We start from the raw sequence: 23,838 nt of genomic DNA on the forward strand, positions 1-23,838 counted from the left end.
GCCGTCGTGTGCGGCCATTCAGGCCGTCGCCGTCGGCGCCCTGTTCCGCGTCCGGAAGGCGGTCGGGCTGACGCCGAACCGGCGCTTGAAGGCGGTGCTGAAGGCGAACGGGCTGCCGTACCCGACTCGGGTGGCGATGGCCGCGGTGGTCAGCCCCGGGTCGGACAGCAGTTCGCTGGCCAGGAGCAGGCGCCAGTTGGACAGGTAGGTCATGGGTGGCTCGCCGACCTGGGCGCGGAACCGGTTGGCGAGCGTCGCCCGGGAGACGTTGAGCCGGGTGGCGGCGGACTGGATGGTCCACGGTGCCGCCGGATGGGTGTGGAAGAGCTCCAGCGCCCCGGCAACCAGGGGGTCCGCGGCGCCTGCAAGCCAGCCGCCGAGCCGGTGGGCATTGAGCTCTGACCAGGCGCGAACGGCATGCACCAGGACAACGTCGAGCAGCCGGTCGACGACGCTGCCCTGGCCCGGCGCGCCGCCGGTGATCTCCCGTTCCAGGAGGGCAAGCAGGCCGGCGTCGATGGTGCCCGCGGGAAGTACGGCCACGTCCGGCAGGGGGCCGGTGACCGCCGTCGTGAGTTCGGCGTCTGTCAGGTACGTGCCGATGAGCAGCGCGGCCTGATCCGGGCGGCCGGTGCCCCACGTGCGGACGCCGTGGTGCAGTGTGAGGCCGATTTTCATTCCGGAAGGTGTGGAGCACTCCTGATCGGGATGGATGACGACGTCGGGCGCCCGGTCCGCGGAGTCGGCCACCGTGTACGGGGCGGGGCCGCGGACGAGGACGACGTCGCCCGCCCGCAGTTCGTGCCGCTCGCCGCCCGCGGCGACCCACGCCCGCGGCCCCAGCGCGACCATCAGGGTCAGCGGGGCCCGGTCCTGCACGAGGATGGACCAGCCCGGCGCCATCAGGACCTTCAACGCGAACGCGCCCCGGGCGCGGGGGCCGGCGAGGAGGTGGGACAGGGGATCCATGCGGTCAGACTATACGTTCGCGTATGTGAACGCGCGTCTGGGCTATCGCATGCTGATCGCGGTCGCTGTTGCATGGAGACATGACAATTTTCCTGACAACCGCTGCGGCGGTCGGCGGCGCCCTCACCGCCGGCGTCTACGTATCCTTCTCGGCGATCGTGATGCCGGCGCTGGGCTCGTTGGATGCCGCCAACGCCGGGACGGCCATGCGGAGGATCAACGTGGCTGCCGTGAGGCCGCCGTATATGGCGCTGTTTTTCGGCGGCGCGGTGGCGGCGGTGGCGGTTGCCGTCGCGGAACTCGCCTCGGGTCCCCTCGACGGAAGGGGCGCCGCCCGGGTGGCCGGGGCGGCCCTGGTGCTGGCCTCACACGGCGTGACCGTGGCCGCGAACGTGCCCCTGAACAACGCCTTGGCCGCCCTCGCCCCGGGCAGCGGCCAACTCGCACGGCACTGGCCGGTGTTCGCGTCCCGGTGGGGCAGGGCGAACACTCTGCGTGCCGTTGCGGCGGCCGTCGGCTCCGTGGTTCTCGCGGCCTCGCTCGTCGGCGCGACGGCCGGTACGGAATCGGCCGGGCCCTCCGGCGCGCGGACGGTTACGCCGCGCTAAGCAACGTCTCGGAGTGTGACGCGCGTGGAGCGTGTGACGCCGCGATTGTTACCCCGCACGTAGCGTCGTGGCCCCGTGACGTCACGGCGGGTAGCCACACGTAAACGGATCTGACGCGTGGCCGCCGAGTCCACATAGTTGTGTGAAACCCGCCAAGCGACGGCGGATTCGACACCACGTGAAGGACCCAGACCATGCGCCACATTCTCACTTCAGTTCAGCGGACGACGGTCCTTACGGCCGCGTCCATGGCGATCGTCCTGCTGGCCAGCGGTTGCAGCGCGTCCGCCGGCGCCGACGCCGACGCAGGGCAGGGCGGCGGCGAGAAGCGAGGCGGCGAGGTCGTCTACCTGGACGCCGAACTGTCCCGCAGCACACAACTCCAGTCCAGCGGCACCTGGCAGGACAGCGCCTACATCGAGAATGTCGCGGACCGCCTGGTCTACCGGGACGCGGAGACCAAGGAAATCAAGCCCTGGATCGCCGAGAGTTGGACCGTCAGCGAGGACAACCGGACCTACACGTTCACGATCCGCGACGGGGTCACCTTCAGCAACGGACAGGCGCTCGACGCCGCGGCCGTAAAGCGCAACCTCGACTGGCAGGTCAAGGGCGACGCGGAGAAGGGCATCCCGGCCAACAACTGGTTCCCCAAGGTCGCGTCGATCACCGCGGACGACGCCGCCCAGACCGTCACCGTGAAGCTGGACGACCCGAGCACCGCCTTCCTGGCGATCCTGTCCTTCTGGCGCTCGGCGCTGGTCGCCGACGAGACGATCGAGGCGCCGATCGAGAAGCAGCAGCAGCTCTCCGGCGTCGTCGGCTCCGGCCCGTTCGTCGTCGAATCCGAGGAGTACGGATCGGAAATCGTCCTGACCCGGCGCGACGGCTACTCGTGGGCCCCCGAGGGGCTCGAGAACCAGGGGGAGGCCTACCTCGACAAGGTCACGATCATTCCGGTGACCGAGGACAGCGTCCGGCTCGGATCCCTCCGCGCGGGAGAGGCGGACATCATCCGCTACATCCAGCCCAGCGAGGAAAAGACGCTCACGGACGCCGGCTTCGAGGTGGTCGCGAGGCAGGGAGTCGGCAACGCGAACGTGTGGGACCTGAAGCAGGCCTCGCCGTTCCTGGACGACGTCCGGGTCCGGCAGGCGCTCCAGCACGGGATCGACCGCCAGCAGATCATCGACGACCTCTACACGGAGAACTGGTCCGCCGCCACCAGCGTCATCACGCCCGGCTCGGTCGGTTACGAGGACGTCTCCGACCTGTTCGCATACGACGCCGACAAGTCCAACAGCCTGCTCGACGAGGCCGGGTGGGACAAGCGCGACGCCGACGGCTTCCGCACCAAGGACGGCGAACAACTCAAGATCCTCACGTACGTCGACGTCTACGACTCCACGGCCAAGCCCTTGTTCCAGCTGGTCCAGTGGCAACTCAAGCAGATCGGCGTAAACCTGGACATCAAGGAGACGGACTACGCGAACTACGCGTCCGTCTACACCGATCCCTCGGTGGGTGCCCTGCGCAACGGCTGGCCCGAGGCGGACACCACCCGGCTGAGCATCGGCTACCACAGCGAGGGCTCCAACTCCTTCGCGTTCCAGGAGCCGGACGCCGAGCTCGACGGCCTCCTGGAGGACCAGCTGACCGCGGCGACCGTGGAGGAGCGCGAGGAGACGATCGGCAAGATCCAGGAGCGCATCGTGGAGCAGGCCTACGCCCTGCCGATCATCAACGACACCCAGGTGTTCGGACTGGCGGAGACGGTCAACGACCTGACGTTCAGCTCCGAGGCCCGCCCGCACTTCTACGAGACCTGGACCGAGAGGAAGTAGCGCCGTGGACCGCGCCTACTTCTTCCTGCGCCGCGTCGGCCAGTCGCTGCTGGTCGTCGCCCTGACGTACGTCTTCGTCTTCTACGTCCTGTTCCTCCTGCCGGGCGACCCGGTCAAGAGCCGCATCGAAAACCCGCAGAATCCCATTCCCGCCGAGCAGGCCGCGGCCATCCTCGAGTACTACAACCTGGACCGCGGCGGCCTGGAGCAGTTCTGGCTCTCTGTCACGCGCCTGTTCCAAGGCGACCTCGGCTACTCGCTGGGGACGGGCCGGCCTGTGGCCGAACTGATCGGCGACGGCTTCGCGGAGACGATCACACTCGCCGCGCTGGCCCTGGTGCTCGCCCTGGCTTTCGCCTTGGCCGTCGCGGCCACGGCCGTGCTTGCCCCATGGCGGTGGGCCCGGGCGCTCGCGGACAAGCTGCCGGTGGTCGCGCTGGCGACCCCCGGCTTCCTCGTGGGCCTGGTGCTGCTGCAGGTGTTCGCCTACCAGCTGGGGTGGTTCTCCTCGATCCGCGACGAGGGCCTCAAGTCCCTGCTGCTCCCGGCGCTGACCCTGGCGGTCGGGGTCAGCGCGCCGATCGCCCAGGTGCTGATCCACGGACTGCGGCACGCCAATGCGGAGCCCTTCGTCGCCGTCCTCCGTGCCAAGGGGGTCCCGGAGTCGCGCATCTTCGGCGGCCACGCGCTGAAGAACGCGTCCATCCCGGCGCTGACGCTCTTCGGCCTCACGGTCGGGGAGCTCCTCGCCGGATCCGTGATCGCGGAGGCGGTCTTCAACCGCTCCGGCCTGGGATTCATCACCGAGCAGGCGGTGCGGGCGCAGGACGGGCCGGTCGTCCAGGCCGTGGTCATGCTCGTCGCCGTCATCTTCACGACCATCAACCTGGTCACCGACCTGCTCTACCCGGCCATCGACAAGCGCGTGGCGGCCAAGGTCATCGGCGTGCGGAAGTCCTCCGCGCCGGGGGCCCGCCCCACAAATCCCCAGGAGGTACCGGTCCCATGAGCCAGTCCACTCTCGCCGCCACCGAAGCTCCCGCCCTCCGCCGCGGCGCCGTCGCACGCCTGGCGGACCGGCTGCGGATCGGCGACTGGGTGGCCCTGGGCTTCCTGGCCCTGCTGCTGCTCGCCATCGCAGCGCCCGGGCTGCTCTCGGCCTACGACCCGCTCGAGGCGGCGCCGGGGGACACCCTGCAGGCGCCGAGCCTCGCCCACCCCTTCGGCACCGACTACCTGGGGCGCGACGCGTTGACCCGCGTGATCCACGGAACCGGCCGGACCATCGGAGCCTCGCTGGTCGCGGTGGGAATCGGACTCGGCGCCGGCTCGCTGCTGGGCCTCGTCGCCGCCTACTTCGGCCGATGGGTCGACGGGATCGTCTCGCGCATCGTGGACGTCCTGCTCTCGATCCCGGGCCTGCTCCTATCCATGGTGGTCGTCGTCGCGCTCGGCTTCGGCACCCTCAACGCGGCGATCGCCGTCGGCATCGCCTCCGTGGCGACGTTCACGCGGCTGATGCGCTCGGAGGTCCTCACGGTGCGCAACCTGCCGTTCGTCGAGGCGGCCCACCACATCGGCGGCGGGCCGGCGACAACGCTGTTCAAGCACGTCCTGCCCAACTCCTACACGGCCGTGCTGTCCATGACGGCGCTCCAGTTCGGGTCGGCGATCCTGTGGATCGCCGCGCTGAGCTTCCTCGGCTACGGCGCCCCGCCGCCGCAGCCCGAGTGGGGGCTGTTGGTCGCGGAGGGCCGCGAATACATCGTGTCCTCCCCGTGGCTGACCCTACTGCCCGGCCTCGTGATCGTCCTGACCGTCCTGTCCATTAGCCGCGTCGCCGCGCTCTTCCGCGCCAACCAAGGAGCCTGACATGACCATCACAGCCACAGCCACGGCGGCCGCCGGAACGGACCGGCATGCCACGGCACTCGAGATCCGCGGACTCGGCATCGCCTACGGCAGCGGGGGGCACCGCAAAGACGTCCTGCACGGCGTGGACATCACGCTCGACGCGGGCCAGACCTTGGCGCTCGTGGGGCAATCCGGCTCGGGCAAGTCGACCATCGCGCTGGCGGCCGGCGGGCTGTTGCCGCCCAACGGCCACATCACGGCGGGCTCCATCCGCGTGGCCGGCCGTGAGGTCACCGGCTTCGGCCGCCGCGACTGGCGTGCCCTGCGCGGGACGGGCGTCGGCTACATCCCGCAGGACCCCCTCAGCTCCCTGGATCCCCTGCAGACCATCGGCCGGCAGGTCGGGCAGGCCCTCCTGCTGCACACGGACGCCACGCGGCGCACCGTTCGCGCCCGAACGGCCGAACTGCTGGGGCACGTGGGAATCCGCGAGCCCGCGCGCCGGCTGGACTCCCACCCGCACGAGCTGTCCGGCGGGCAGCTGCAGCGCGTCCTGATCGCGTCCGCCATCGCCGGGCGCCCCGACCTGCTGATCGCCGACGAGCCGACCTCCGCGCTCGACGTCACGGTGCAAAAGACCATCCTCGACCTGTTGGGGGACCTGCAGCGGGAGCTCGGGTCGGCCATCCTTTTCATCACACACGACCTGGCGCTCGCCAAGGACCGCAGCGAGTCGATCGCCGTGCTCAACCACGGCAGGCTCGTGGACACCGGCGGGACCCAGGCCGTGCTGAGGGACCCGTCCGACGACTACACGCGCCGCCTGTTCGCCGACGCCCCGGCGATGGCGCCGGACAAGTACCGCCACCGGCTGGCCGCCGACGCCGCCACCGCCGCGGCCACCGGGCGCCGGGACGCGATCGTGGTCCGGGACCTCGTCAAGCACTATGGCGACCCGAACGGGACGGCGGCCGTGGACGGCGTCGGACTCACCGTCCGAGGCGGCACCACACACGCGCTGGTCGGCGAATCCGGGTCGGGCAAAACAACGATCGCACGGGTGATCGCCGGGCTCGAGCCCTTCACGTCGGGGTCGGTGTCCGTGGACGGCAGGGCCCTCGATCCGGCGCCGCCCACCGCGAACGCCCACGCCCGCCAGTTGCAGCTCGTCTACCAGAACCCGCTGTCGGCACTCGATCCGAAGTACAGCATCCGTCGCAGCATCGAAGAGCCGCTCCTGCTCCACACCGGCGCCGACTCGGCGGCGGAACGCACGCGCCGGGTCCATGACGTCGTCGACCGCGTGGCTCTCCCGCGGGACCTGCTGGACCGGCTGCCCCGCGAAGTGTCCGGCGGGCAGCGCCAACGCGTCGCCATCGCGAGGGCGCTGGTTCTGGCCCCCGACATTCTGGTGCTCGACGAACCGACGTCGGCGCTGGACGTCACGGTCCAGGCGCGGATCATCGAGCTGCTCTTCGAGCTTCGCGAGGAACAGCGGCTGACCTACCTGTTCATTTCCCACGACCTGAGCCTGGTGCGCCAGATCGCCGACGAGGTGTCCGTCCTGGAGCACGGCCGCCTGGTCGAAAGCGGCCCGGTGGACGCGGTCTTCCGGAACAGCTCCCACGCGTACACCCGCAGGCTCATCGACTCCATCCCCGGACGGGGCGCCGCCGCAGTCCCGGGAACCCGCAGAAAGGACCAGGCATGAGCACCGAAGCCGACACCAGGCGTTCCCCGAACGCACCCCGAACCGGAGAGGCGGAGCCCGCCGCCGCAACGCTCGTGGAACTCCGGGCCGCCTACCGCCCCCTGTTCGAGAGCATCCGCGCCGGTGCGGTGGACCGCGAACGGCGCCGCGAGTTGCCGTTCCTTGTGGTCGAGGAGCTCAAGGAGACGGGCTTCACCGCCCTCCGCGTGCCCGTCGAGTTCGGCGGCGGCGGCGTGCGGCTGGAGGACTACTTCCAGCTGTTGCTTGACCTCGCGACGGCCGACTCCAACGTCGCCCACCTGCTGCGCGGACACGTTGCCCACGTGGAGAACCTGCTCCTGAGGGCCCCGGGAGCGCACCGGGACACGTGGCTGCGGCGCATCGGTTCCGGCGCGCTGATCGGCAACGCCGCGTCCGAACGGCAGGAATTGACCGAGCTCACCACGGTCCTCAGCGAGCGCAACGGCGTCCTCAGCGTCTCCGGGACGAAGTACTACACCACCGGCAGCATCTACGCCGACTGGATCTCCCTCAGCGCCGTCCGCGACGGTCGTCGCTTCAACGTGCTGGTCCGCTCGGACCATCCGGGCGTGGACGTCGTCGACGACTGGGACGGATTCGGGCAGCAGCTGACGGCCAGCGGAGGCCTGACCCTCGAGGACGTCCCGGTGCACGAGGACGACGTCACGGCGTTCGACCTGGACAACCCGCACGTCGGGTTCGGCGTCGGCATCTTCCAGACGGTGCTGCTCACGGTCGCCGCCGGGATCGCCCAGGCGGCGGTCGACGACGCCGTCGATTTCGTCAAGCCTCGCCGCCGCACGTTCGCTCACCCCGGGGAACTCCCGCCGCGGGAGGAGGACATTGTCCAGACCGTGGTGGGCGAGGCGTCCGCGAAGGCCTACTCCGCCGCACTCGTTGTGGGCGGCCAAGCCCGTGCGCTCGCCGCCTACGCCGAGCGCGCCGCCGGCGGGCGCAGGGAGGGCGGGGACACCGACGCCGGCCTACTGGAGGCCTCCGGCCTGCTGGCCCTGGACGTCTTCAGGGCCCAGCAGGTGGTTCTGGCGCTGGCCCTGGACACCGCCACCCAGATCTTCGAGGTGGGTGGAGCGTCGGCCACCAGCACGTCGCGGCGCCTTGACCGCCACTGGCGGAACGCCCGCACGGTCGCCAGCCACAATCCCGCGAAGTACCGCGCCCGCGCAGTGGGGGAGCACCTGCTGACCGGACGGCTCCGGCTCTGGGGCGACCGCGGCCCGTCCGCCGCCGCCGCTCCCGCGGACACGCGCCCGGCGGGCTGACTCCCGCGTGCCGGCTCTCCACCCGCAGACCAACCATCGATCACCCACACCAGAAGGAACACCGTGAAGACCCCATCCACCACCACCGTCCGCAAGCCGAACCGCGCCTACTCCGCCGTGGCACTCCTGGCTTCCGCCACACTCCTGCTCGGCGCCTGCGGCGCCGAGGCGTCCGGCTCGGCCGAGCCCGAGGCGCAGAAGATCACGGTGGGCACCGGAGAGCTCTCGCCGGTCAACGACGCGATCGATGTGGTCGCGGCGGAGAACGGCGTCGACATCGAGTGGCAGACCTTCTCCGACTGGACGCTGCCCAACCAGGCCCTGGTCAACAAGGAAACGGACGTGAACGCGTTCCAGCACCTCGCGTTCCTTTCCGCGTTCAACGTGGCGCAGCAGGTCGACGTCACGCCCGTGGGGTCCACGCTCATCACCACGTGGGGCATCTACTCCGGCAAGCACTCCAGCATCGACGGCATCCCGGACGGCGCCACGATCGCCATCCCGAACGATCCCTCCAACGGCGCCCGCACCCTCTTCCTGCTGGAGGCCGCCGGTCTGATCGAGCTCGCCGACGGCGTCGGCGTCTACCCGACGGTCGATGACATCACGTCCAATCCGAAGAACATCAAGCTCTCCCCCGTCGTCGCGCAGCAGCTCGTGAACGTCTACCAGGACGTCGATGCCGTCGTCGTCGGAGCGGCGACGATCGATCAGGCGCTGTCCATCGCCAAGGACAAGGCGCTCGAGCTCGACGACCCGGAGGCGGACACGTCCCGGCCGTACGTGAACGTGGTGGCCGTCCGGGGCGAGGACAAGGACAACGAGGCCTACGCCAAGCTCCCCACGTTCTGGCAGGATCCGCGCGTCAAGGAGGCCCTGGAGGCAGAGAGCAAGGGGAACACCGTGGCCGTCGACGTGCCGGTCGAGGAGCTCCGCGGCACGTTGGCGGACCTGGAGGAGCTGGCGCGTGAGCTCGAAGAGTAGGTCCGCGCTGGCGGTGGGCCCGCCCGCCTCGGCCGACGCCGTGGAGGACATGATCGTCTTCGACGACGTCTCGAAGGTTTTCGAGGGCCGCGGCGACGAGGTCCACGCGCTGCGGAACGTGGACCTCGCGGTCCGGCGGGGCGACATCTTCGGAGTCGTCGGATATTCCGGAGCCGGCAAGTCGACCCTGCTGCGCACGATTAACGGCCTCGAACTGCCGACGAGCGGCCGCGTGGTCGTCGACGGCAAGGACATCGCGTCCCTCAACGGCAGGGAGCTGGGTGCGATCCGGCAACGGATCGGCATGATCTTCCAACAGTTCAACCTGCTCCAGTCGCGCAACGTCTTCGGCAACGTCGCATACCCGCTGAAGCTGGCCGGCCTGCCCAAGAGCGAGATCCGCGAACGCGTCAACGGGCTCTTGGAGTTCGTGGGGCTGGCGGGGAAGGCGAAGGCATACCCCGAACAGCTCTCCGGCGGCCAGAAGCAGCGGGTCGGCATCGCCCGCGCCCTGGCCAACCGGCCGGCCGTGCTGATCTCGGACGAGGCGACGAGCGCCCTGGACCCGCAGACGACGGGCGAGGTCCTGGCGCTGCTGAAGCGGGTCAACCGGGAATACGGCGTCACGATCCTGCTGATCACGCACGAGATGGACGTCATCCGGAAGATCTGTGATCGCGTCGCCGTGATGGAGGACGGGCGCGTGGTCGAGCACGGGAACGTCTACGACGTCTTCGCGGACCCCCGGGAACAGGTGTCGCAACGGTTCGTCTCCTCGGTGCTGCACCACCACCCCGGCCGGGAAGCGGTCGAACACATCCGCAAGGTGCACCGCGGCCGACTGGTGGAAATCCACGTGGAGGACCGGGAGTCCAGCGAGCCGTTCCTCTCGCGGATCGCCAGGGAGCGCGGCGTCGACTTCAACATCGTCTTCGGCGGCGTCAACGAGCTGCAGTCGCGCATCTTCGGCGCGCTGACGCTGGAACTGCTTGGACCGCCGGCGCAGGTCGACCTCGCCGTCGCGGACCTGCGCGACATCGGACGGACACGGGAGGTGGAGGACATTGGGAACCACTAACTGGGAGACGCTCTGGCCCAAGATCGGGGCCGCCGCCCTGCAGACCCTGCAGATGGTCACGGTGACCATGCTGCTGGCCAGCATCTTCGGGGTGCTGCTCGGCCTGGTGCTCTACAGCACGCGCCCCGGGCACATTCTGCAGAACCGGCTGGTGTTCGGCCTGCTCAACGCGGTCATCAACGTCATCCGTCCCATCCCGTTCATCATCTTCATCGTCGCGATCGGACCGCTCACCCGGTCCGTGATCGGCACAACGATCGGCACGGAGGCCGCCATCTTCGCGTTGACGATCGTGGCGTCGCTGAGCATCGCGCGCATCGTGGAGAACAACCTGGTCGCCGTCGACCCCGGGGTCATCGAGGCGGGCCGCGCCATGGGGGCCCGGCCGCTGCGGATCCTGTTCACGATCGTGGTCCCCGAGGGGCTGGGGCCTCTCATCCTGGGCCTGACGTACATCGTCGTGGCGCTCATTGACGCGACCGCGGTCGCGGGGATCGTCGGGGGCGGCGGCCTGGGCGACCTGGCCATGGTCTACGGCTACCAGCGCTTCGACACCGGCGTGATGGTTGTTGTCATCGTTTTCCTCATCGCATTCGTCCAACTCGCACAGCTCGGCGGAAACACCCTGTCGCGCTGGATCCTCAGGAGGGGCTAGCCGCCATGACCGAACTCTCAACCAACGATCCGCCCCAGGCGGGGGCGCCCGGCGGCAGGATCCTGCTCGGCGACGGGCTAAGCGTCCCGCGCCAGGGACTCGGCGCGATGGTCTTCACGGACGCCTACGGCCCGGCCGACCCGGCCGCGTCCCTGCGCACCATCCACCACGCCATCGACGTCGGCGCCGGCCTGCTCGACACCGCCGACGTCTACGGGGGAGGACGCAACGAGTCGCTGCTCTCCGACGTGCTGAGGACGCGGCGCGACGAGGTGGTCCTTGCCACCAAGTTCGGCATCCTCCCCGGCGCGGGCCCGCACGAACCTAGGGCCCAGGGCGACCCCGCGCATGTCCGCCGGTCCGTGGACGCCAGCCTCGCCCGCCTGCGGGTGGAGGCGATCGACCTGTACTACTACCACCGGGTCGATCCGCGCGTGGAGATCGAGGAGACCGTCGCGGCCTTGGCCGGCCTGGTGGCGGCCGGGAAGATCCGGCACATCGGCCTCTCCGAGGTCACCGCCGTCGAACTCGAGCGGGCGAACGCGGTCCACCCCATCGCCGCGGTCCAGAGCGAATGGTCCCTCTTCAGCCGCGACGTGGAGCAGCTGGTGCTGCCGACCGCCAGGCGACTCGGCGTTGGCTTTGTGGCCTACTCGCCCCTGGGGCGGGGTTTCCTGACTGGGGCGGTCACCTCCACGGCGGACCTCGGCCCGGGCGACGCGCGGCGCAACTTCCCGCGCTTCGGCGCGGACGAGATCAGCCACAACGCCCGGCTCCTCCGGGTCGTGGAAGCCGTGTCGGAGGGCGAGGGCACCACCCCGGCCCAGACGGCACTGGCCTGGCTGTACGAGAGCGGGCGGCGCATCGGGGTCCCGGTGGTCCCGATCCCGGGGACGAGGCGCGCCGAACGCGTCGACGAAAATGTGGCGGCGGCCTCCGTCGCGCTGTCGCCGGCCTCCCTGGCCACGCTCGACGAACTTGCGGGCAGCGTGTCCGGGGACCGCAACGACGATCTCCTGTACATCTCGCAGGGACGCGAGCAGCGCGAGCTCCGCGGCGCGGCGGGGGGTGGGACCGGATGGGCCAAGAACCCAAGAAGCTGATCGTCAACCTTTTCGAGATGGCCTGCGTCAGCCACATCACCCACGGACTGTGGGTGCTGGAGGGCAACAACCGCCACCGCACGGCCGACATCGACTATTGGACCGAGCTGGCCCGGGTCTCCGAGGACGCCGGATTCGACGCGATCTTCCTGGCCGACGTGATCGGCGCCTACGACGACTTCCGTGACGGCCCCGAGACGGCCCTGCGCGAAGGGCTCCAGATCCCCAACCTCGACCCCCTGAACGTGATCCCGGCGATGGCCGCCGTGACCTCGCACGTCGGCTTCGGCGCGACGCACTCCACCAGCTACGAGCCGCCGTTCGCCTTCGCGCGCCGCGCCGCGACGCTGGACCACCTGACCCGCGGCAGGTTCGGCTGGAACATCGTCACGTCCTACCTCAGCAACGCGGCACGGAACTTCGGTCTGGCCGAGCAGATCGAGCACGACACCCGCTACCGGATCGCCGACGAATACCTGGACGTGCTCTACAAGCTCTGGGAGGGATCGTGGGACGACGGCGCGATCGTTGAGGACCGCGCGGCGCGCGTCTACTCCGACCCCTCGAAGGTCCGGTACGTCAACCACTCGTCCGAGCATTTCGCCGTCGCCGGCCCGCACCTGGTGGCGCCGTCGCTGCAGCGGACCCCGCTGCTGTTCCAGGCCACGGGGTCTCCGGCGGGCATGGATTTCGCGGGCAAGCACGCCGAGGTCGTTTTCACCGGCGGCCGCACACCCGCGGAATTTCGGGCGAACGCCGGCGCGATGCGGCAGGCGGCGGACCGGCACGGACGCGCCGGCGACGACCTCAGATTCATCGTCCAGGCCGGGGTGGTGGTCGGTCGCACGGAGGAGGAGGCCGCCCGCAAGTGGGACCTGTACCGGGAGCACACCTCGGTGGAGGGCATCCTGGCCCACGGCGGTTTCGCGATCGATCCGACCGCGTACCCGCCGGAGACGCCGGTCCGCGACATCCTTGCCGCAGAGGGCAAGCTGGGCGCCCCTGTGGCGCGTTCGCTGGCTCCTGGAACTACGGCGGGGCAGCTGCTGGAGAACGTCCGCGACAGCCGCGAGGGCCGCTACTTCGTGGTGGGCACTCCCACGGTGGTCGCCGACGAGATCGAGCGTTGGCTCGACGAGGAGGGGATCGACGGCATCAACCTGCGCCAGTACCACTCCTTCGACACCGCCCGCGACTTCGGGGAACTGGTGGTTCCGGAGCTGCGGCGGCGGGGACGCCTGCGCGAGGGCTACACGCCGGGGGAGACCCTGCGCGAACGCCTCTTCGGACCGGGGAGATCGCTGTTGCCCGCCACGCACCACGGTGCCCGCTACCGCGGAGGTGCCAACCTCTAGGCGGAGGCCCTTGCGAGCCGTGCGCGCGGAAGCGGCCCGGGACAACCAGGGTTGCTCCGGGCATGCCGGCAGCCGCGGAGGGGAAAAAGGGCGCGGCGGTCCGTGTGGGACCGCCGCGCCCGTGGACCGAACCGCTACTTGCCGGCCTTGATGGTCAGCGGCTGCGTCTTGCTCGTTGTGTAGACCGGGGACCAGGACGTCTTGGAGACCTGCTTGGACGTCGTCGTCGACTTGTAGAGGTAGTCCCTGGCGGACAAGACGAACGGGTAGAGCGTGACCTTGGCGGTCGAGCCCAGGACCGGCTTCACCGCCGATCCGGAGACGGTGTCCTCAAACCAAAGAACCTGGTTCGCCATACCGCTGGCCCGATTCGATGCGGTGTCGGGGAAACGGCCCGCGAGGCCCGCGTAGGATCCGTCGAAATCCCCGGTGCATTTCAGGTCGATCTCCTCAATGTCCACGGGATTCCCCATCGGGTCGACGTCGGAGTACACGGGCCAGACCTCCACCACCTTGCACGTCATGGCGACGGCGGTAGCGCCGTTGGACACCAGCTTCTTGGTGGTGGTCTTTACCGTGGACGTTGTGGTGATGGGGAACTGGTACTTAACCGTTGTGGTGGCGCTGTACTTCCCGGCCTTCAGGCGTGCGGTGGGCTTCCCGGAGACGAGAGTCTTGGTTCCCTGCTTGACTGTCAGCGCCTTGGATACCAGCTTGGCGCCGGACGCGGCGGCCACGTTGGGGGCAACCACAACCGTTCCGCCGCGGGGAGCGGTCGCGCCCGGAATCGTCTTGACGGCGACGGCGTCGCGGACGACGAGTGTTTGGGTCTTGCTGGCCGTCTTCGAGACGGAACCGGCCCGATAGGCGATCCGGGTGGTGACCGAGTAGGTGCCGGCCTTGAGTTCGGCGCTGGCCTTCCCGAAGACGAGCGTTTTGGTTCCCTGCTTGACGGTCAGGGTCTGCGTCGTCACGTTGGCCGCGCCGACCACGGCGATCGAGGGGCGAACGGTCGCGCTGCCGCCGATCTTCGCGATCGGGCTAGCGATGGTCTGGATGGTGACGCGTGGAGCGGTGGTGGACGCCGCCACGTGGGCGGTGGTGCCGAACGTGGCGCTGGATGCGATCGCCTGCGACGGGGCGGCAGAGGCCCCGACCGCGGAGCCGAGAACAAGCGATGATGCTGCTGCGATGGTCGCGATGGCGCGACCCAATGATGTGGCCAAGAGATTCCCCCGAATGTCATGCGGCGCTGCGGCGCCGATGCGTGTGATGAAGGCATCATATGCGCTGCGGCGAATCGATTTTCCGACGAAACATTTTTCGTTATCAAATTGCCGTTGTATCGCGGCGGATTCGGCATTGGCGGGGCGTCCCATGCCTGTTGCCGGTCGTTCGACGGACCTAGCATTAGGCGCGTGAGTATCGAACAGGCCCTGTTGTCCTTCGGCGTCGTCGCCGCCCTGCTGACCATCATCCCGGGCCTGGACACGGTGATGGTGCTGCGCTCCGCCATCAGCCAGGGACGCCTGCACGGCTACGCGACGGCGCTGGGCATCAACGCCGGTGCCATGGCGTGGGGCATCGCGGCGGCCGTCGGAGCGTCGGCGCTGCTTGCCGCCTCCGAGACCGCTTTCACCGCGCTCAAACTCGCCGGTGCCGCCTACATGGTCTGGCTGGGAGCGACCATGCTGTGGCGTTCGTTCCGCCGCGCCGCGCCGGCCGCGATGAGCGTCGGCACGCCGGGCGCCCAGCGCGGAGGGTTGGCCGTTTCGTGGGCCAAGGGAGCCGGTACGAACCTGCTCAATCCCAAGGTCGGCGTCTTCTACATCGCCATGATCCCGCAGTTCATCCCCGAGGGCGCCTCCCCCCTGGCCATGGGCGTCGCGCTCGCCGGCGTCCATAACCTGCTGGGACTGGCGTGGTTTTCGCTGATCATCAACGGAACCCACCTGGTCCGGGGCAAGCTCCAGACGCCGCGCTTCGTCCGCGCCACGGACCGCTTCACCGGCGTCGCACTGGTGGGCTTCGGCGCGTCGCTGGCCCTCAAGGGCCGGTGACTCCCCGGTTCGGACGATCTCCGCGCGGTCGGCCTAGAGCGGACGCCAGGCATAGCCGCGTTCGGGGCGTCCGGCCCCGTAGCGCAGCTTGATCTCCACCCGGCCGACCTCGTTCAGGTACTCGAGGTATCTTCTGGCGCTCACGCGCGACGTCCCCAGCTCTCCGGCCGCCTCCGTGGCCGAGAGGTCGCCGGGGCTCGCGCGCAGGAGTTCCACGACGCGCTGCAGGGTCTCCATGCTGCAGCCCTTCGGCAAGGGCTGCTGACTGCTGGCGATACCGAAGATGCGGTCGATGTCGGACTGTTCCGCGGGGGCGCTCGAGCCGATCAGCGGCTGGTACGCCTGCTGGTAGTGCTCCAGCCGATCCCGCAGGTCGGCGGCCGAGAACGGCTTCATCAGGTAGTGCACGATGCCCCCGCGCAGCGCCCTCCGGACCGTGTCCACCTCGCGGGCCGCGCTGATGACCAGGATGTCCAGCTCGGGGTCGACCTCGCGCAGCAGGTGGAGGAGGTCCAGCCCGTTGATGTCCGGGAGATGGATGTCAAGCAGGGCCAGGTTGGGTCGGTGCGTTCTCACCGCCTCCAGCGCGCTGGCGCCCGTGTGCGCGGCGCCGACCACGCTGAAGCCGGGCACCTGCCGCACAAATCCGGCGTGCACCTTCGCGACCATAAAGTCGTCGTCGATGACCAGTGCCTTGATCACGTGTCCGCCCCGTCCTTGGCGAGCCGGGCCTCGAAGACCGCGCCGCCGTCGTTCCTGATGGTGATGTCCCCGCCGCGGCGCAGGCAGACCAGGCGCGTGAGCGCGAGCCCGAATCCCCTGCCTCCGTCCACCCCTGGCAGCTTGGTGGTGTAGCCCTGGCGGAAGATGTCGCCGACGTCCGCGGGCGCGACGCCGGGCCCGTTGTCCCTCACCCGGACGTGGATGGCCCCCTGGGAGTCGTTGATCGCGACGTCGACGGTGGGGGAGGAGGCGCCGAGCACAGCGTCCATGGCATTGTCCACCAGGTTTCCGACGACGGTGGTCAGGTCTCGGGAAAGGTCCTCCGGCAGCCGGCCGAGCCGGGACGCGCCGTCGAGGTGGAGCCGCAGCCCGCGTTCGGCCGCGATGCTGGCCTTCGCGATGAGCAGGGCCGCGACCGCCGGGTCCTCGACGTGGGACGTGACTTCGTCGTGCAGTCGCGTGCGGCTCAGGTGGACGCCGTTGACGAACTTCACCACCTCGTCGTGCTCGCCGATCTGGATCAGGCCGGAGATCGTGTGGAGCTGGTTGGCGAACTCGTGAGTCTGCGCGCGGAGCATGTCCGTGGTCGCGCGGGTCATGCCCAGCTCCCGCTCGAGCGTCGAGAGCTCGGTCCGGTCCCGCAGCGTGGTCACCGAACCGATCAGCCGGCCGTGCGAGCGCAACGGCATCCGGTTCAGCGCCACGACCCGCTCGGCGACAAGGACCAAGCGGTCCGGCTGCTCCTGTTCGGACGTGAGCACCTGCCGCAATTCCTCCGTCAGGGGGATGTCCTTGAGCTGCCGGCCCACGCAGTCCGGCGGCAGCGAGAGCAAGCGGCGCGCGGTCTCGTTCGCGAGCGTGACGCGCTGGCCGCGGTCGAGGGAGAGGACACCCTCCTTGACGCCCTGCACGATGGCCTCCCGGTGCTTGACCAGCCCCGCGATCTCGTCCGGTTCCATGCCCAGGGTCTGGCGCTTCACGCGCCGGGCTAGCAGCAGGGACCCGGCCGTTCCCAGTGCCAGGGAGATGCCAAGGTAGGTCAAGAGGTTCGGCGCCGCCTCGCCGAGGCGTTCCGGGACGGACGGGTAGGCGCGGGCCGCGGCGGCGATGCCGACCATGGTGCCGCCGTCGTCGAACACCGGGACGTGCGCGGCGAGGTACGTGTGGCCGCCCATGTCCAAGGGGCCGGTCCACGCTCGGCCCGACTGGACCTCGCTCTCGCCCAGCGGCAGCGCTTCGCCGATCTGCGACGGGTCCGGGGACGTGAGGATGGTCCCGTCCCGCTTGGCCAGGGCCACGTAGCTGAATCCCGAGACGCTCCGCACGGACTCGGCGAGGGCCGGAAGGGCGGCGCCGAGGCGCGGCTCGGCGGCCGGGATCAGGGACCTGACGGCGGGGTTAGCGGCCAGCGACTCAGCGGCGGAGAGCGCCCGCCGCCCCTCCACGCGTTCGAACGACTGCGCGGATTGGGCGAGGGACAGCGCGACGACGCCGATCAGTACGGCGACGACAATCGCCAACTGCAGGACGAGGTACTGTCCTGCGAGGGTGGTGCTTCGGCCGTCCCGCGAGGGCGCGCGCCGGCCGAACGACCTCTCATGCGGCATGCGGCGTCCTCCCGGATGGAATCCCGCGGGGCGGGCTTGGCTCTTGGTGCAATATAGGCGCAGCCTGCCGATTGCGGCTCGGAGGAGTGAACACAATGAACACAAGTTTCTTTGAGAACGCAAGAGTGGCGTGCGTCACACCCGATCCTAAGGTTGGGGGACACTCAGCCATTATCCCGAAGGAAGTACATTCATGCGTGCAATGAACACCTTGCGCCTGGCCGCAGTCGCAACGACGCTCCTGCTGACCGCAACGGGTTGCGGCGTCACCGGATCCGCCAACGAGGCCTCCAGTGCCAGCGCGGACGGTCCGGTCGACGGGCTCCGCATCATGGTCCCCAACACGGCCGGCGGCGGCTACGACACGACGGCCCGCGTTGCCGCGAAGGTGATGGAGGAAGGCGACATCACCTCCAACATGGAGGTGTTCAACCTCGCGGGAGCCGGCGGCACCGTGGGCCTCGCGCGCGCGGTCAACGAGAAGGGCAACGGCGAACTCGCGATGCTCATGGGGCTCGGCGTCGTCGGCGCCAGCTACACGAACGAGTCGCCGTCCAAGCTCACGGACACCACGCCCCTGGCCAAGCTGATCGAGGAGCCCGGCGCCATCATGGTCTCCAAGGACTCGCCGTATCAGACCATCGACGACCTGGTGCAGGCGTGGAAGGCGGACCCGTCCAAGGTCGCCGTGGGCGGCGGATCCTCGCCGGGCGGGCCGGACCACCTGTTGCCGATGCAGCTGGCCCAGGCGGTTGGCCTGGACCCGAAGGACGTCAACTTCGTCTCCTACGACGGCGGCGGCGACCTTCTGCCGGCGATCCTGGGCAACAAGCTGGGCTTCGCCGCCTCCGGCGCCGGCGAGTACCTGGACCAGATCGAGTCCGGAGCCATCCGGGTTCTCGCCACGAGCGGCGAGGAACGCCTCGAGGGCGTCGAGGCCCCCACGCTGACCGAATCCAACATCGACCTGGTCTTCACAAACTGGCGCGGCATCGTCGCGCCGCCGGAGATCTCCGACGAGGACCGCGCCCAGTGGACCGCGCTGCTTGAGGAAATGCACGGCACGGACGCCTGGAAGCAGGAGCTGAAGAAGAACGGCTGGACCGACGCCTTCGCCACCGGCGAGGAGTTCGAGACGTTCCTGGCGGAGCAGGACAAGCGCGTGGCCGACGTGCTGAGCGAACTGGGACTGGGATGACCTCGCTGACCACCCGGCTCAAGGGCCGCTCGGAGCTCGCGATCGCCGCCCTGCTGGCGGCGGTCGGGGCGGTGGTCCTCTGGGACGCGTCCCGGCTCCACGTGACCTACTCGCAGGCGGACGCCGTCGGGCCCAAGACCATGCCGTACATCGCGGCCTCCCTGCTGCTCGTCTGCGCGGTCCTGCTGGCCGTCGACGTCCTCCGGGGCGGCCGCGGCGAGGCGGAGGAGGGCGAGGACGTCGACCTCACGCACCCCAGCGACTGGCGAACGGTGCTCCCCCTGGTGGGGGCGTTCGCCCTGAACATCGTGCTGATCGACGCCGCCGGCTGGGTCGTCTCCGGGGCCATCATGTTCTTCGCGAGCGTGTGGGCCTTGGGGAGCCGCAGGTACATCCGCGACGCACTGATCTCTGTGGCACTCTCCCTGTCCACGTTCTACGGCTTCTACCTCGGACTCGGCATCAAACTGCCGGCCGGCCTCCTGGAAGGAGTGCTCTGATGGAAACGTTCGACCTCCTGATGCAGGGCTTCGCCGCCGCGGCGACCCCGATGAACCTGCTCTTCGCCCTGGCTGGCGTGCTGCTGGGAACCGCCGTCGGCGTCCTCCCCGGCATCGGCCCGGCCATGGCCGTCGCCCTGCTCCTGCCCGTGACCTACAGCCTCGAGCCGACCAGCGCGTTCATTATGTTCGCAGGCATCTACTACGGCGGGATGTACGGCGGGTCCACCACGTCGATCCTGCTGAACACCCCCGGCGAATCGGCCACGGTTGTCACCGCCATCGAGGGCCACAAGATGGCCAAGGCCGGCCGCGCGGCCCAGGCACTGGCCACCGCCGCGATCGGCTCGTTCATTGCCGGAACGATCGGCACCGCGCTCCTCGTGGTCCTGGCTCCGGTGGTCGTGAAGTTCGCGGTCAGCCTCGGGGCGCCGACGTACCTCGCCATCATGGTGCTGGCCCTCGTCGCCGTCACGGCGGTCCTCGGCTCGTCGAAGATCCGCGGCTTCGCGTCCCTCGGGCTCGGCCTGGCCATCGGACTGGTCGGCACGGATCCCGTGTCCGGGCAGCAGCGGCTCATCTTCGGGCAGCCCCTGCTGGCCGACGGGCTGGACATCGTGGTGGTCGCGGTGGCGATCTTCGCGGTCGGCGAAGCGCTCTGGATCGCCGCGCACCTGCGCCGCAACCCGCTCAGCACCATCCCCGTCGGACGCCCGTGGATGGGCAAGGAGGACTGGAAGCGCTCCTGGAAGCCCTGGCTGCGCGGCACCGCCTACGGCTTTCCATTCGGCGCGCTGCCCGCGGGCGGCGCGGAGATTCCCACGCTCCTGTCCTACATCACGGAGAAGAAGCTCTCGAAGCATCCGGAGGAGTTCGGCCACGGTGCGATCGAAGGCGTCGCCGGCCCCGAGGCCGCGAACAACGCCTCGGCCGCCGGCACGCTGACGCCGATGCTGGCCCTGGGCCTGCCCACCAACGCCACGGCCGCGGTGATGCTGGCCGCGTTCATCCAGTTCGGCATCCAGCCCGGCCCACTGCTGTTCGAGCGGGAGCCGGACCTGGTCTGGGCGCTCATCGCCAGCCTCTTCATCGGCAACGCCCTGTTGCTGCTGGTGAACCTGCCGCTGGCCCCGATGTGGGCGAAGCTGCTGCAGCTGCCGCGACCTTACCTGTATGCCGGGATTCTGTTCTTCGCCACGTTGGGCGCCTACGCGGTGAACCTGCAGGCGTTCGACCTGGTCATCCTGCTGGTGCTGGGGCTGCTCGGGTTCGCGATGCGCCGGTATGGCCTGCCCGTCCTGCCGCTGGTGATCGGGCTGATCCTCGGCCCGCGCGCCGAGGAGCAGCTGCGCCAGGCCATGCAGCTGAGCGGAGGCGAGATCTCCGGGCTCTGGAACGAACAGCTGGCCGTCGTCATTTACGCAATCGTGGTCCTGGTGCTTCTCTTCCCCCTCGTCGCCGCGCTGGTTCGCAGGTTCCGCCCGCGCGCCGCGGTGCCGGCGGCGCCGGAGGATACGCAGGGGCCGGGCGGCTCCGCCGCGGCGGACCCGGAGCGCCTCCGCGTTCCGTCCAGCACCACCAACGCCAACGAAACGAAGGAGAAGGCATGAGCATCGTCGTCGGCTACATTCCCACGCCCGAGGGCGAGGCGGCCTTCGAACGGGCCATCGAGGAGGCCCGGAAAGGCGGGACGCTGCTGGTCGTCGTCAACTCCTCCCGCGGGGACGCGCTGGTGGACCAGAGGTTCGTCCAGCACGACGACGCCGACGGCCTGGTCCAGCGCCTCAAGTCGGAGGGGATAGAGCATCTCCTGCTTCAGCCGCTCCGCGGGCACGACGCGGCCGAGGAGGTCCTCGAGGCCGCCCGGGAGCACCAGGCCGACCTGGTTGTCATCGGCCTCCGCCGCCGCACGCCGGTGGGGAAGCTGATCCTTGGGAGCACAGCCCAGCGGATCCTGCTTCAGGCCGAGGCGCCCGTGCTCGCAGTCAAGGCCTGACCGGCGCCGATTAGTCCCCTGCCGCGCACGCGCGCGCGGCAGGGGACCAGCCCGCCGCGGGTGCCCCAGCCGGGGCACGCCGCGGCGGGCCTTCGACGTCTGGGCGCGCCCCTAGCGCGGCGGACGGATCCGGTTCTAGGGTGGATTGAGGGTTGGGCCGAATACGCCCGCCGGTCGCTGGAAGGAGCCCAAAATGACGGCGACTCACCCATCGCGGCACCCGGGACTGGGGGACGACTTCCGGGACGCGTTCGCGGGCCACCCCGCCGCCGTGGCGATCGTCACCGCCGCGGGGCCCGACGGCCCGGCCGGAATCACCGCGTCGTCCGTCATCTCCGTGTCCGCCGACCCCGCGGCGCTCGCCTTCTCGGTGGCCCCCGGAACGGCGTCCGGCGCGGCCGTCCTGGCGGGCGAGCACATCGCGGTCCACCTGCTCACCGTCGCCAACCGCGGCCTGGCCGAACTGTTCGCCGCATCGGGTTCGCGCCGCTTCGGCACGGACATGGCCTGGTACAACGCCCCCACGGGCGAGCCCGTCATCCGCGGGGTCGGCACGGTCCTCCGCTGCAGGATCCTCAACCGGACACCCGTCGGCTCGGGAACGATCGTCGCGGCCGAGGTCCTGCAGGTGCTCGACGGCGGCTCTCCCGCCGTTCCGCTGCTCTACCACCGGCGGACGTACCACGCCCTCGAGCCGCACACCGCCCTGCGCCAGCGCCGGGGACCCGCCCGCTAGCCTCGTTGGCCTCGGCTGCGGTGGATCGTTGAACTTGACACTTTCTTGAGCGAATCTTGAACAAGTCTTGACTGGAACCAGTAGCGGGTCTAGAGGAGGCGTTCATAGCCTCGGGGCATGAAGTCATTGAGCCTAAGCCGCGGAGCCGGACTGCTTATCATGTCGATCACCATTGGGGCGGCGGTTTTCCTGTGTGCCCTGATCGCGCGCCACACGCCGCACCTTGAGGGCCGGGTCAGGTCCGCGTCGTGGAACACCGGCGATGTGCTGTACAGCCTGCAGGCACCGGCGGTGACGGTGATGGCAGCCGCGGCCCTCATCGCCCTGGCCATGGCCGGAGGGATCGCCCTGCTGGACCGCCGCGCCGCCAACCGCTACCGGCGGTCGGGGGACGCGGGCTCGACCCCGCTGGCACCACGGGTCGTCATGGAGCGCACGCGAGGAATCCACGCCGGCCAGATGACCGTCACGGTCTTGGTCCCTGCGCACAACGAGGAGGCGTCCCTGCCGGCCACACTGGAGTCGTTGCGCTGGCAGACCCACGCGCCTCACCGCGTTGTCGTTGTGGCAGACAACTGCACGGACCGCACGGCGGAACTGGCGCGCCTGCACGGGGCCGAGGTCATCGAAACACGCGGCAACACGGCGAAGAAGGCCGGTGCCCTCAACCAGGCGTTGCGTGAAATCCTTCCCGGACACGGCGACAACGACGCCATCCTGGTGATGGACGCCGATACGCGCCTCGACCCCCGCTTCCTGCAGGTGGCCCTCCGCAGGATGAGCGACGATCGGGCTCTGATGGCCGTGGGCGGGCTGTTCCTCGGGGAGGAAGGTCACGGGCTGATCGGCCAGTTCCAGCGCAACGAATACCTCCGCTACTGCCGCACGCTCGGACGGCGCCGGGGCAGGGTCTTCATCCTGACCGGCACCGCGACCGTATTCCGCCCTCGGGCGCTGCGCGCCGTCGCCTCCACCCGCGGCACGATCCTGCCGGGCGAAGCGGGCAACGTCTACGACACGATGGCCCTGACCGAGGACAACGAGCTGACGATCGCCCTGAAGTCCCTCGGCGGGCTGATGGTCTCGCCGCCCGAATGCACGGTGGTCACCGAACTGATGCCGGGCTGGCGGACCCTGTGGCACCAGCGGCTGCGGTGGCAGCGCGGCGCCCTCGAGAACATCGGCGCCTACGGCATCACGCCGCCCACCCTCCGGTACTGGGCGCAGCAGATCGGGATCGGCTACGGGGTCATCGCCCTGGGGTCCTACTTCGCGGCGCTGTTGGTCATGCTTGTCGCGCTTGACCACTGGGTGTGGTTCCCGTTCTGGCTCGGCATCGGACTGGTGTTCATGGCGGAGCGGGTCTGGACCGTCTGGCACGGCGGCTGGCGGGCCCGGCTCACCGCGGCGCTGGTCTTCCCCGAGCTCGCGTTCGACATGTTCCTGAACCTGGCGTACCTCCGCGGCGTGATGGACAGCGCGCTCGGGCGCTCCGCGGCCTGGAGGCACGTGGCCCACACGATCCCCGCAAGCGACTTCGAGAAGGCGGTCTGACC

The 23,838-nt window shown here is 69.8% G+C and carries 22 protein-coding genes; 18 read left to right on the forward strand and 4 right to left on the reverse strand.

The window, feature by feature from the left end:
- Window positions 1-18: 18 nt before the first annotated feature.
- On the reverse strand, window positions 19-969 hold the full coding sequence (locus AC3ZJJ_RS17180; RefSeq protein WP_489893036.1) for an AraC family transcriptional regulator: 951 nt from the start codon (window positions 967-969) through the stop codon (window positions 19-21).
- Window positions 970-1,049: 80 nt separating this feature from the next.
- On the opposite strand from AC3ZJJ_RS17180, the gene AC3ZJJ_RS17185 reads away from it, so the two are divergent.
- The 11 genes from AC3ZJJ_RS17185 to AC3ZJJ_RS17235 all read left to right on the forward strand — a co-directional run bounded on the left by AC3ZJJ_RS17185 (window position 1,050) and on the right by AC3ZJJ_RS17235 (window position 13,462).
- The gene (locus tag AC3ZJJ_RS17185; RefSeq protein ID WP_489893037.1) at window positions 1,050-1,577 is read left to right on the forward strand and encodes an anthrone oxygenase family protein; all 528 of its coding nucleotides are present in this window, start codon (window positions 1,050-1,052) and stop codon (window positions 1,575-1,577) included.
- A gap of 194 nt (window positions 1,578-1,771) precedes the next feature.
- Window positions 1,772-3,421, forward strand: a complete 1,650-nt coding sequence (locus tag AC3ZJJ_RS17190) for an ABC transporter substrate-binding protein (protein WP_489893038.1) — start codon at window positions 1,772-1,774, stop codon at window positions 3,419-3,421.
- Window positions 3,422-3,425: 4 nt separating this feature from the next.
- Entirely contained in the window at window positions 3,426-4,430 is a 1,005-nt protein-coding gene (locus tag AC3ZJJ_RS17195) for an ABC transporter permease (protein ID WP_489893039.1), read from the forward strand.
- Window positions 4,427-5,293 (forward strand): ABC transporter permease, encoded by an 867-nt coding sequence (locus tag AC3ZJJ_RS17200; protein ID WP_489893040.1) that lies wholly within the window; start codon window positions 4,427-4,429, stop codon window positions 5,291-5,293. Before AC3ZJJ_RS17195 ends, AC3ZJJ_RS17200 begins: the two co-directional genes overlap by 4 nt.
- 1 nt (window position 5,294) lies before the next feature.
- Window positions 5,295-6,986 (forward strand): dipeptide ABC transporter ATP-binding protein, encoded by a 1,692-nt coding sequence (locus AC3ZJJ_RS17205; RefSeq protein ID WP_489893041.1) that lies wholly within the window; start codon window positions 5,295-5,297, stop codon window positions 6,984-6,986.
- Complete coding sequence (locus AC3ZJJ_RS17210) at window positions 6,983-8,287, forward strand: acyl-CoA dehydrogenase family protein (RefSeq protein WP_489893042.1); 1,305 nt, start codon at window positions 6,983-6,985, stop codon at window positions 8,285-8,287. Before AC3ZJJ_RS17205 ends, AC3ZJJ_RS17210 begins: the two co-directional genes overlap by 4 nt.
- A gap of 63 nt (window positions 8,288-8,350) precedes the next feature.
- Entirely contained in the window at window positions 8,351-9,271 is a 921-nt protein-coding gene (locus tag AC3ZJJ_RS17215) for a MetQ/NlpA family ABC transporter substrate-binding protein (protein ID WP_489893043.1), read from the forward strand.
- A gap of 49 nt (window positions 9,272-9,320) precedes the next feature.
- Window positions 9,321-10,349, forward strand: a complete 1,029-nt coding sequence (locus AC3ZJJ_RS17220; protein ID WP_489895889.1) for a methionine ABC transporter ATP-binding protein — start codon at window positions 9,321-9,323, stop codon at window positions 10,347-10,349.
- Entirely contained in the window at window positions 10,336-11,004 is a 669-nt protein-coding gene (locus tag AC3ZJJ_RS17225; protein ID WP_489893044.1) for a methionine ABC transporter permease, read from the forward strand. The genes AC3ZJJ_RS17220 and AC3ZJJ_RS17225 overlap by 14 nt, the downstream gene beginning before the upstream one ends.
- Window positions 11,005-11,009: 5 nt before the next feature.
- Window positions 11,010-12,107: an aldo/keto reductase gene (locus tag AC3ZJJ_RS17230; protein WP_489893045.1), complete on the forward strand. Its 1,098-nt coding sequence runs from the start codon at window positions 11,010-11,012 to the stop codon at window positions 12,105-12,107.
- Complete coding sequence (locus tag AC3ZJJ_RS17235; RefSeq protein WP_489893046.1) at window positions 12,083-13,462, forward strand: NtaA/DmoA family FMN-dependent monooxygenase; 1,380 nt, start codon at window positions 12,083-12,085, stop codon at window positions 13,460-13,462. Before AC3ZJJ_RS17230 ends, AC3ZJJ_RS17235 begins: the two co-directional genes overlap by 25 nt.
- 134 nt (window positions 13,463-13,596) lie before the next feature.
- On the opposite strand, the gene AC3ZJJ_RS17240 is transcribed toward AC3ZJJ_RS17235, so the two are convergent.
- On the reverse strand, window positions 13,597-14,688 hold the full coding sequence (locus AC3ZJJ_RS17240; RefSeq protein WP_489893047.1) for a hypothetical protein: 1,092 nt from the start codon (window positions 14,686-14,688) through the stop codon (window positions 13,597-13,599).
- Window positions 14,689-14,880: 192 nt separating this feature from the next.
- Here AC3ZJJ_RS17240 and AC3ZJJ_RS17245 point away from each other — a divergent pair, with 192 nt between their 5' ends.
- Window positions 14,881-15,522, forward strand: coding sequence for a LysE family translocator (locus tag AC3ZJJ_RS17245; protein WP_489893048.1), 642 nt, complete (start codon window positions 14,881-14,883; stop codon window positions 15,520-15,522).
- Window positions 15,523-15,555: 33 nt separating this feature from the next.
- Here the strand turns inward: AC3ZJJ_RS17245 and AC3ZJJ_RS17250 are convergent, their stop codons facing one another.
- Window positions 15,556-16,224: a response regulator gene (locus tag AC3ZJJ_RS17250; RefSeq protein ID WP_489893049.1), complete on the reverse strand. Its 669-nt coding sequence runs from the start codon at window positions 16,222-16,224 to the stop codon at window positions 15,556-15,558.
- Window positions 16,221-17,852, reverse strand: a complete 1,632-nt coding sequence (locus tag AC3ZJJ_RS17255) for a sensor histidine kinase (RefSeq protein ID WP_489893050.1) — start codon at window positions 17,850-17,852, stop codon at window positions 16,221-16,223. The genes AC3ZJJ_RS17250 and AC3ZJJ_RS17255 overlap by 4 nt, the downstream gene beginning before the upstream one ends.
- A 193-nt stretch (window positions 17,853-18,045) precedes the next feature.
- Between AC3ZJJ_RS17255 and AC3ZJJ_RS17260 the strand changes: the two genes are divergently transcribed.
- The 6 genes from AC3ZJJ_RS17260 (at window position 18,046) to AC3ZJJ_RS17285 (ending at window position 23,836) form a co-directional block, all read left to right on the forward strand.
- Entirely contained in the window at window positions 18,046-19,050 is a 1,005-nt protein-coding gene (locus AC3ZJJ_RS17260; RefSeq protein ID WP_489893051.1) for a Bug family tripartite tricarboxylate transporter substrate binding protein, read from the forward strand.
- Window positions 19,047-19,550 (forward strand): tripartite tricarboxylate transporter TctB family protein, encoded by a 504-nt coding sequence (locus tag AC3ZJJ_RS17265; protein ID WP_489893052.1) that lies wholly within the window; start codon window positions 19,047-19,049, stop codon window positions 19,548-19,550. Before AC3ZJJ_RS17260 ends, AC3ZJJ_RS17265 begins: the two co-directional genes overlap by 4 nt.
- Window positions 19,550-21,160, forward strand: a complete 1,611-nt coding sequence (locus AC3ZJJ_RS17270; RefSeq protein WP_489893053.1) for a tripartite tricarboxylate transporter permease — start codon at window positions 19,550-19,552, stop codon at window positions 21,158-21,160. The genes AC3ZJJ_RS17265 and AC3ZJJ_RS17270 overlap by 1 nt, the downstream gene beginning before the upstream one ends.
- Window positions 21,157-21,546, forward strand: coding sequence for a universal stress protein (locus AC3ZJJ_RS17275; protein ID WP_489893054.1), 390 nt, complete (start codon window positions 21,157-21,159; stop codon window positions 21,544-21,546). Before AC3ZJJ_RS17270 ends, AC3ZJJ_RS17275 begins: the two co-directional genes overlap by 4 nt.
- Before the next feature lie 193 nt (window positions 21,547-21,739).
- Entirely contained in the window at window positions 21,740-22,282 is a 543-nt protein-coding gene (locus tag AC3ZJJ_RS17280; RefSeq protein WP_489893055.1) for a flavin reductase family protein, read from the forward strand.
- Window positions 22,283-22,399: 117 nt separating this feature from the next.
- Complete coding sequence (locus tag AC3ZJJ_RS17285; protein ID WP_489893056.1) at window positions 22,400-23,836, forward strand: glycosyltransferase family 2 protein; 1,437 nt, start codon at window positions 22,400-22,402, stop codon at window positions 23,834-23,836.
- Window positions 23,837-23,838 lie beyond the last annotated feature (2 nt).

It is taken from the genome of Arthrobacter sp. AOP29-A2-19, from assembly GCF_058138025.1.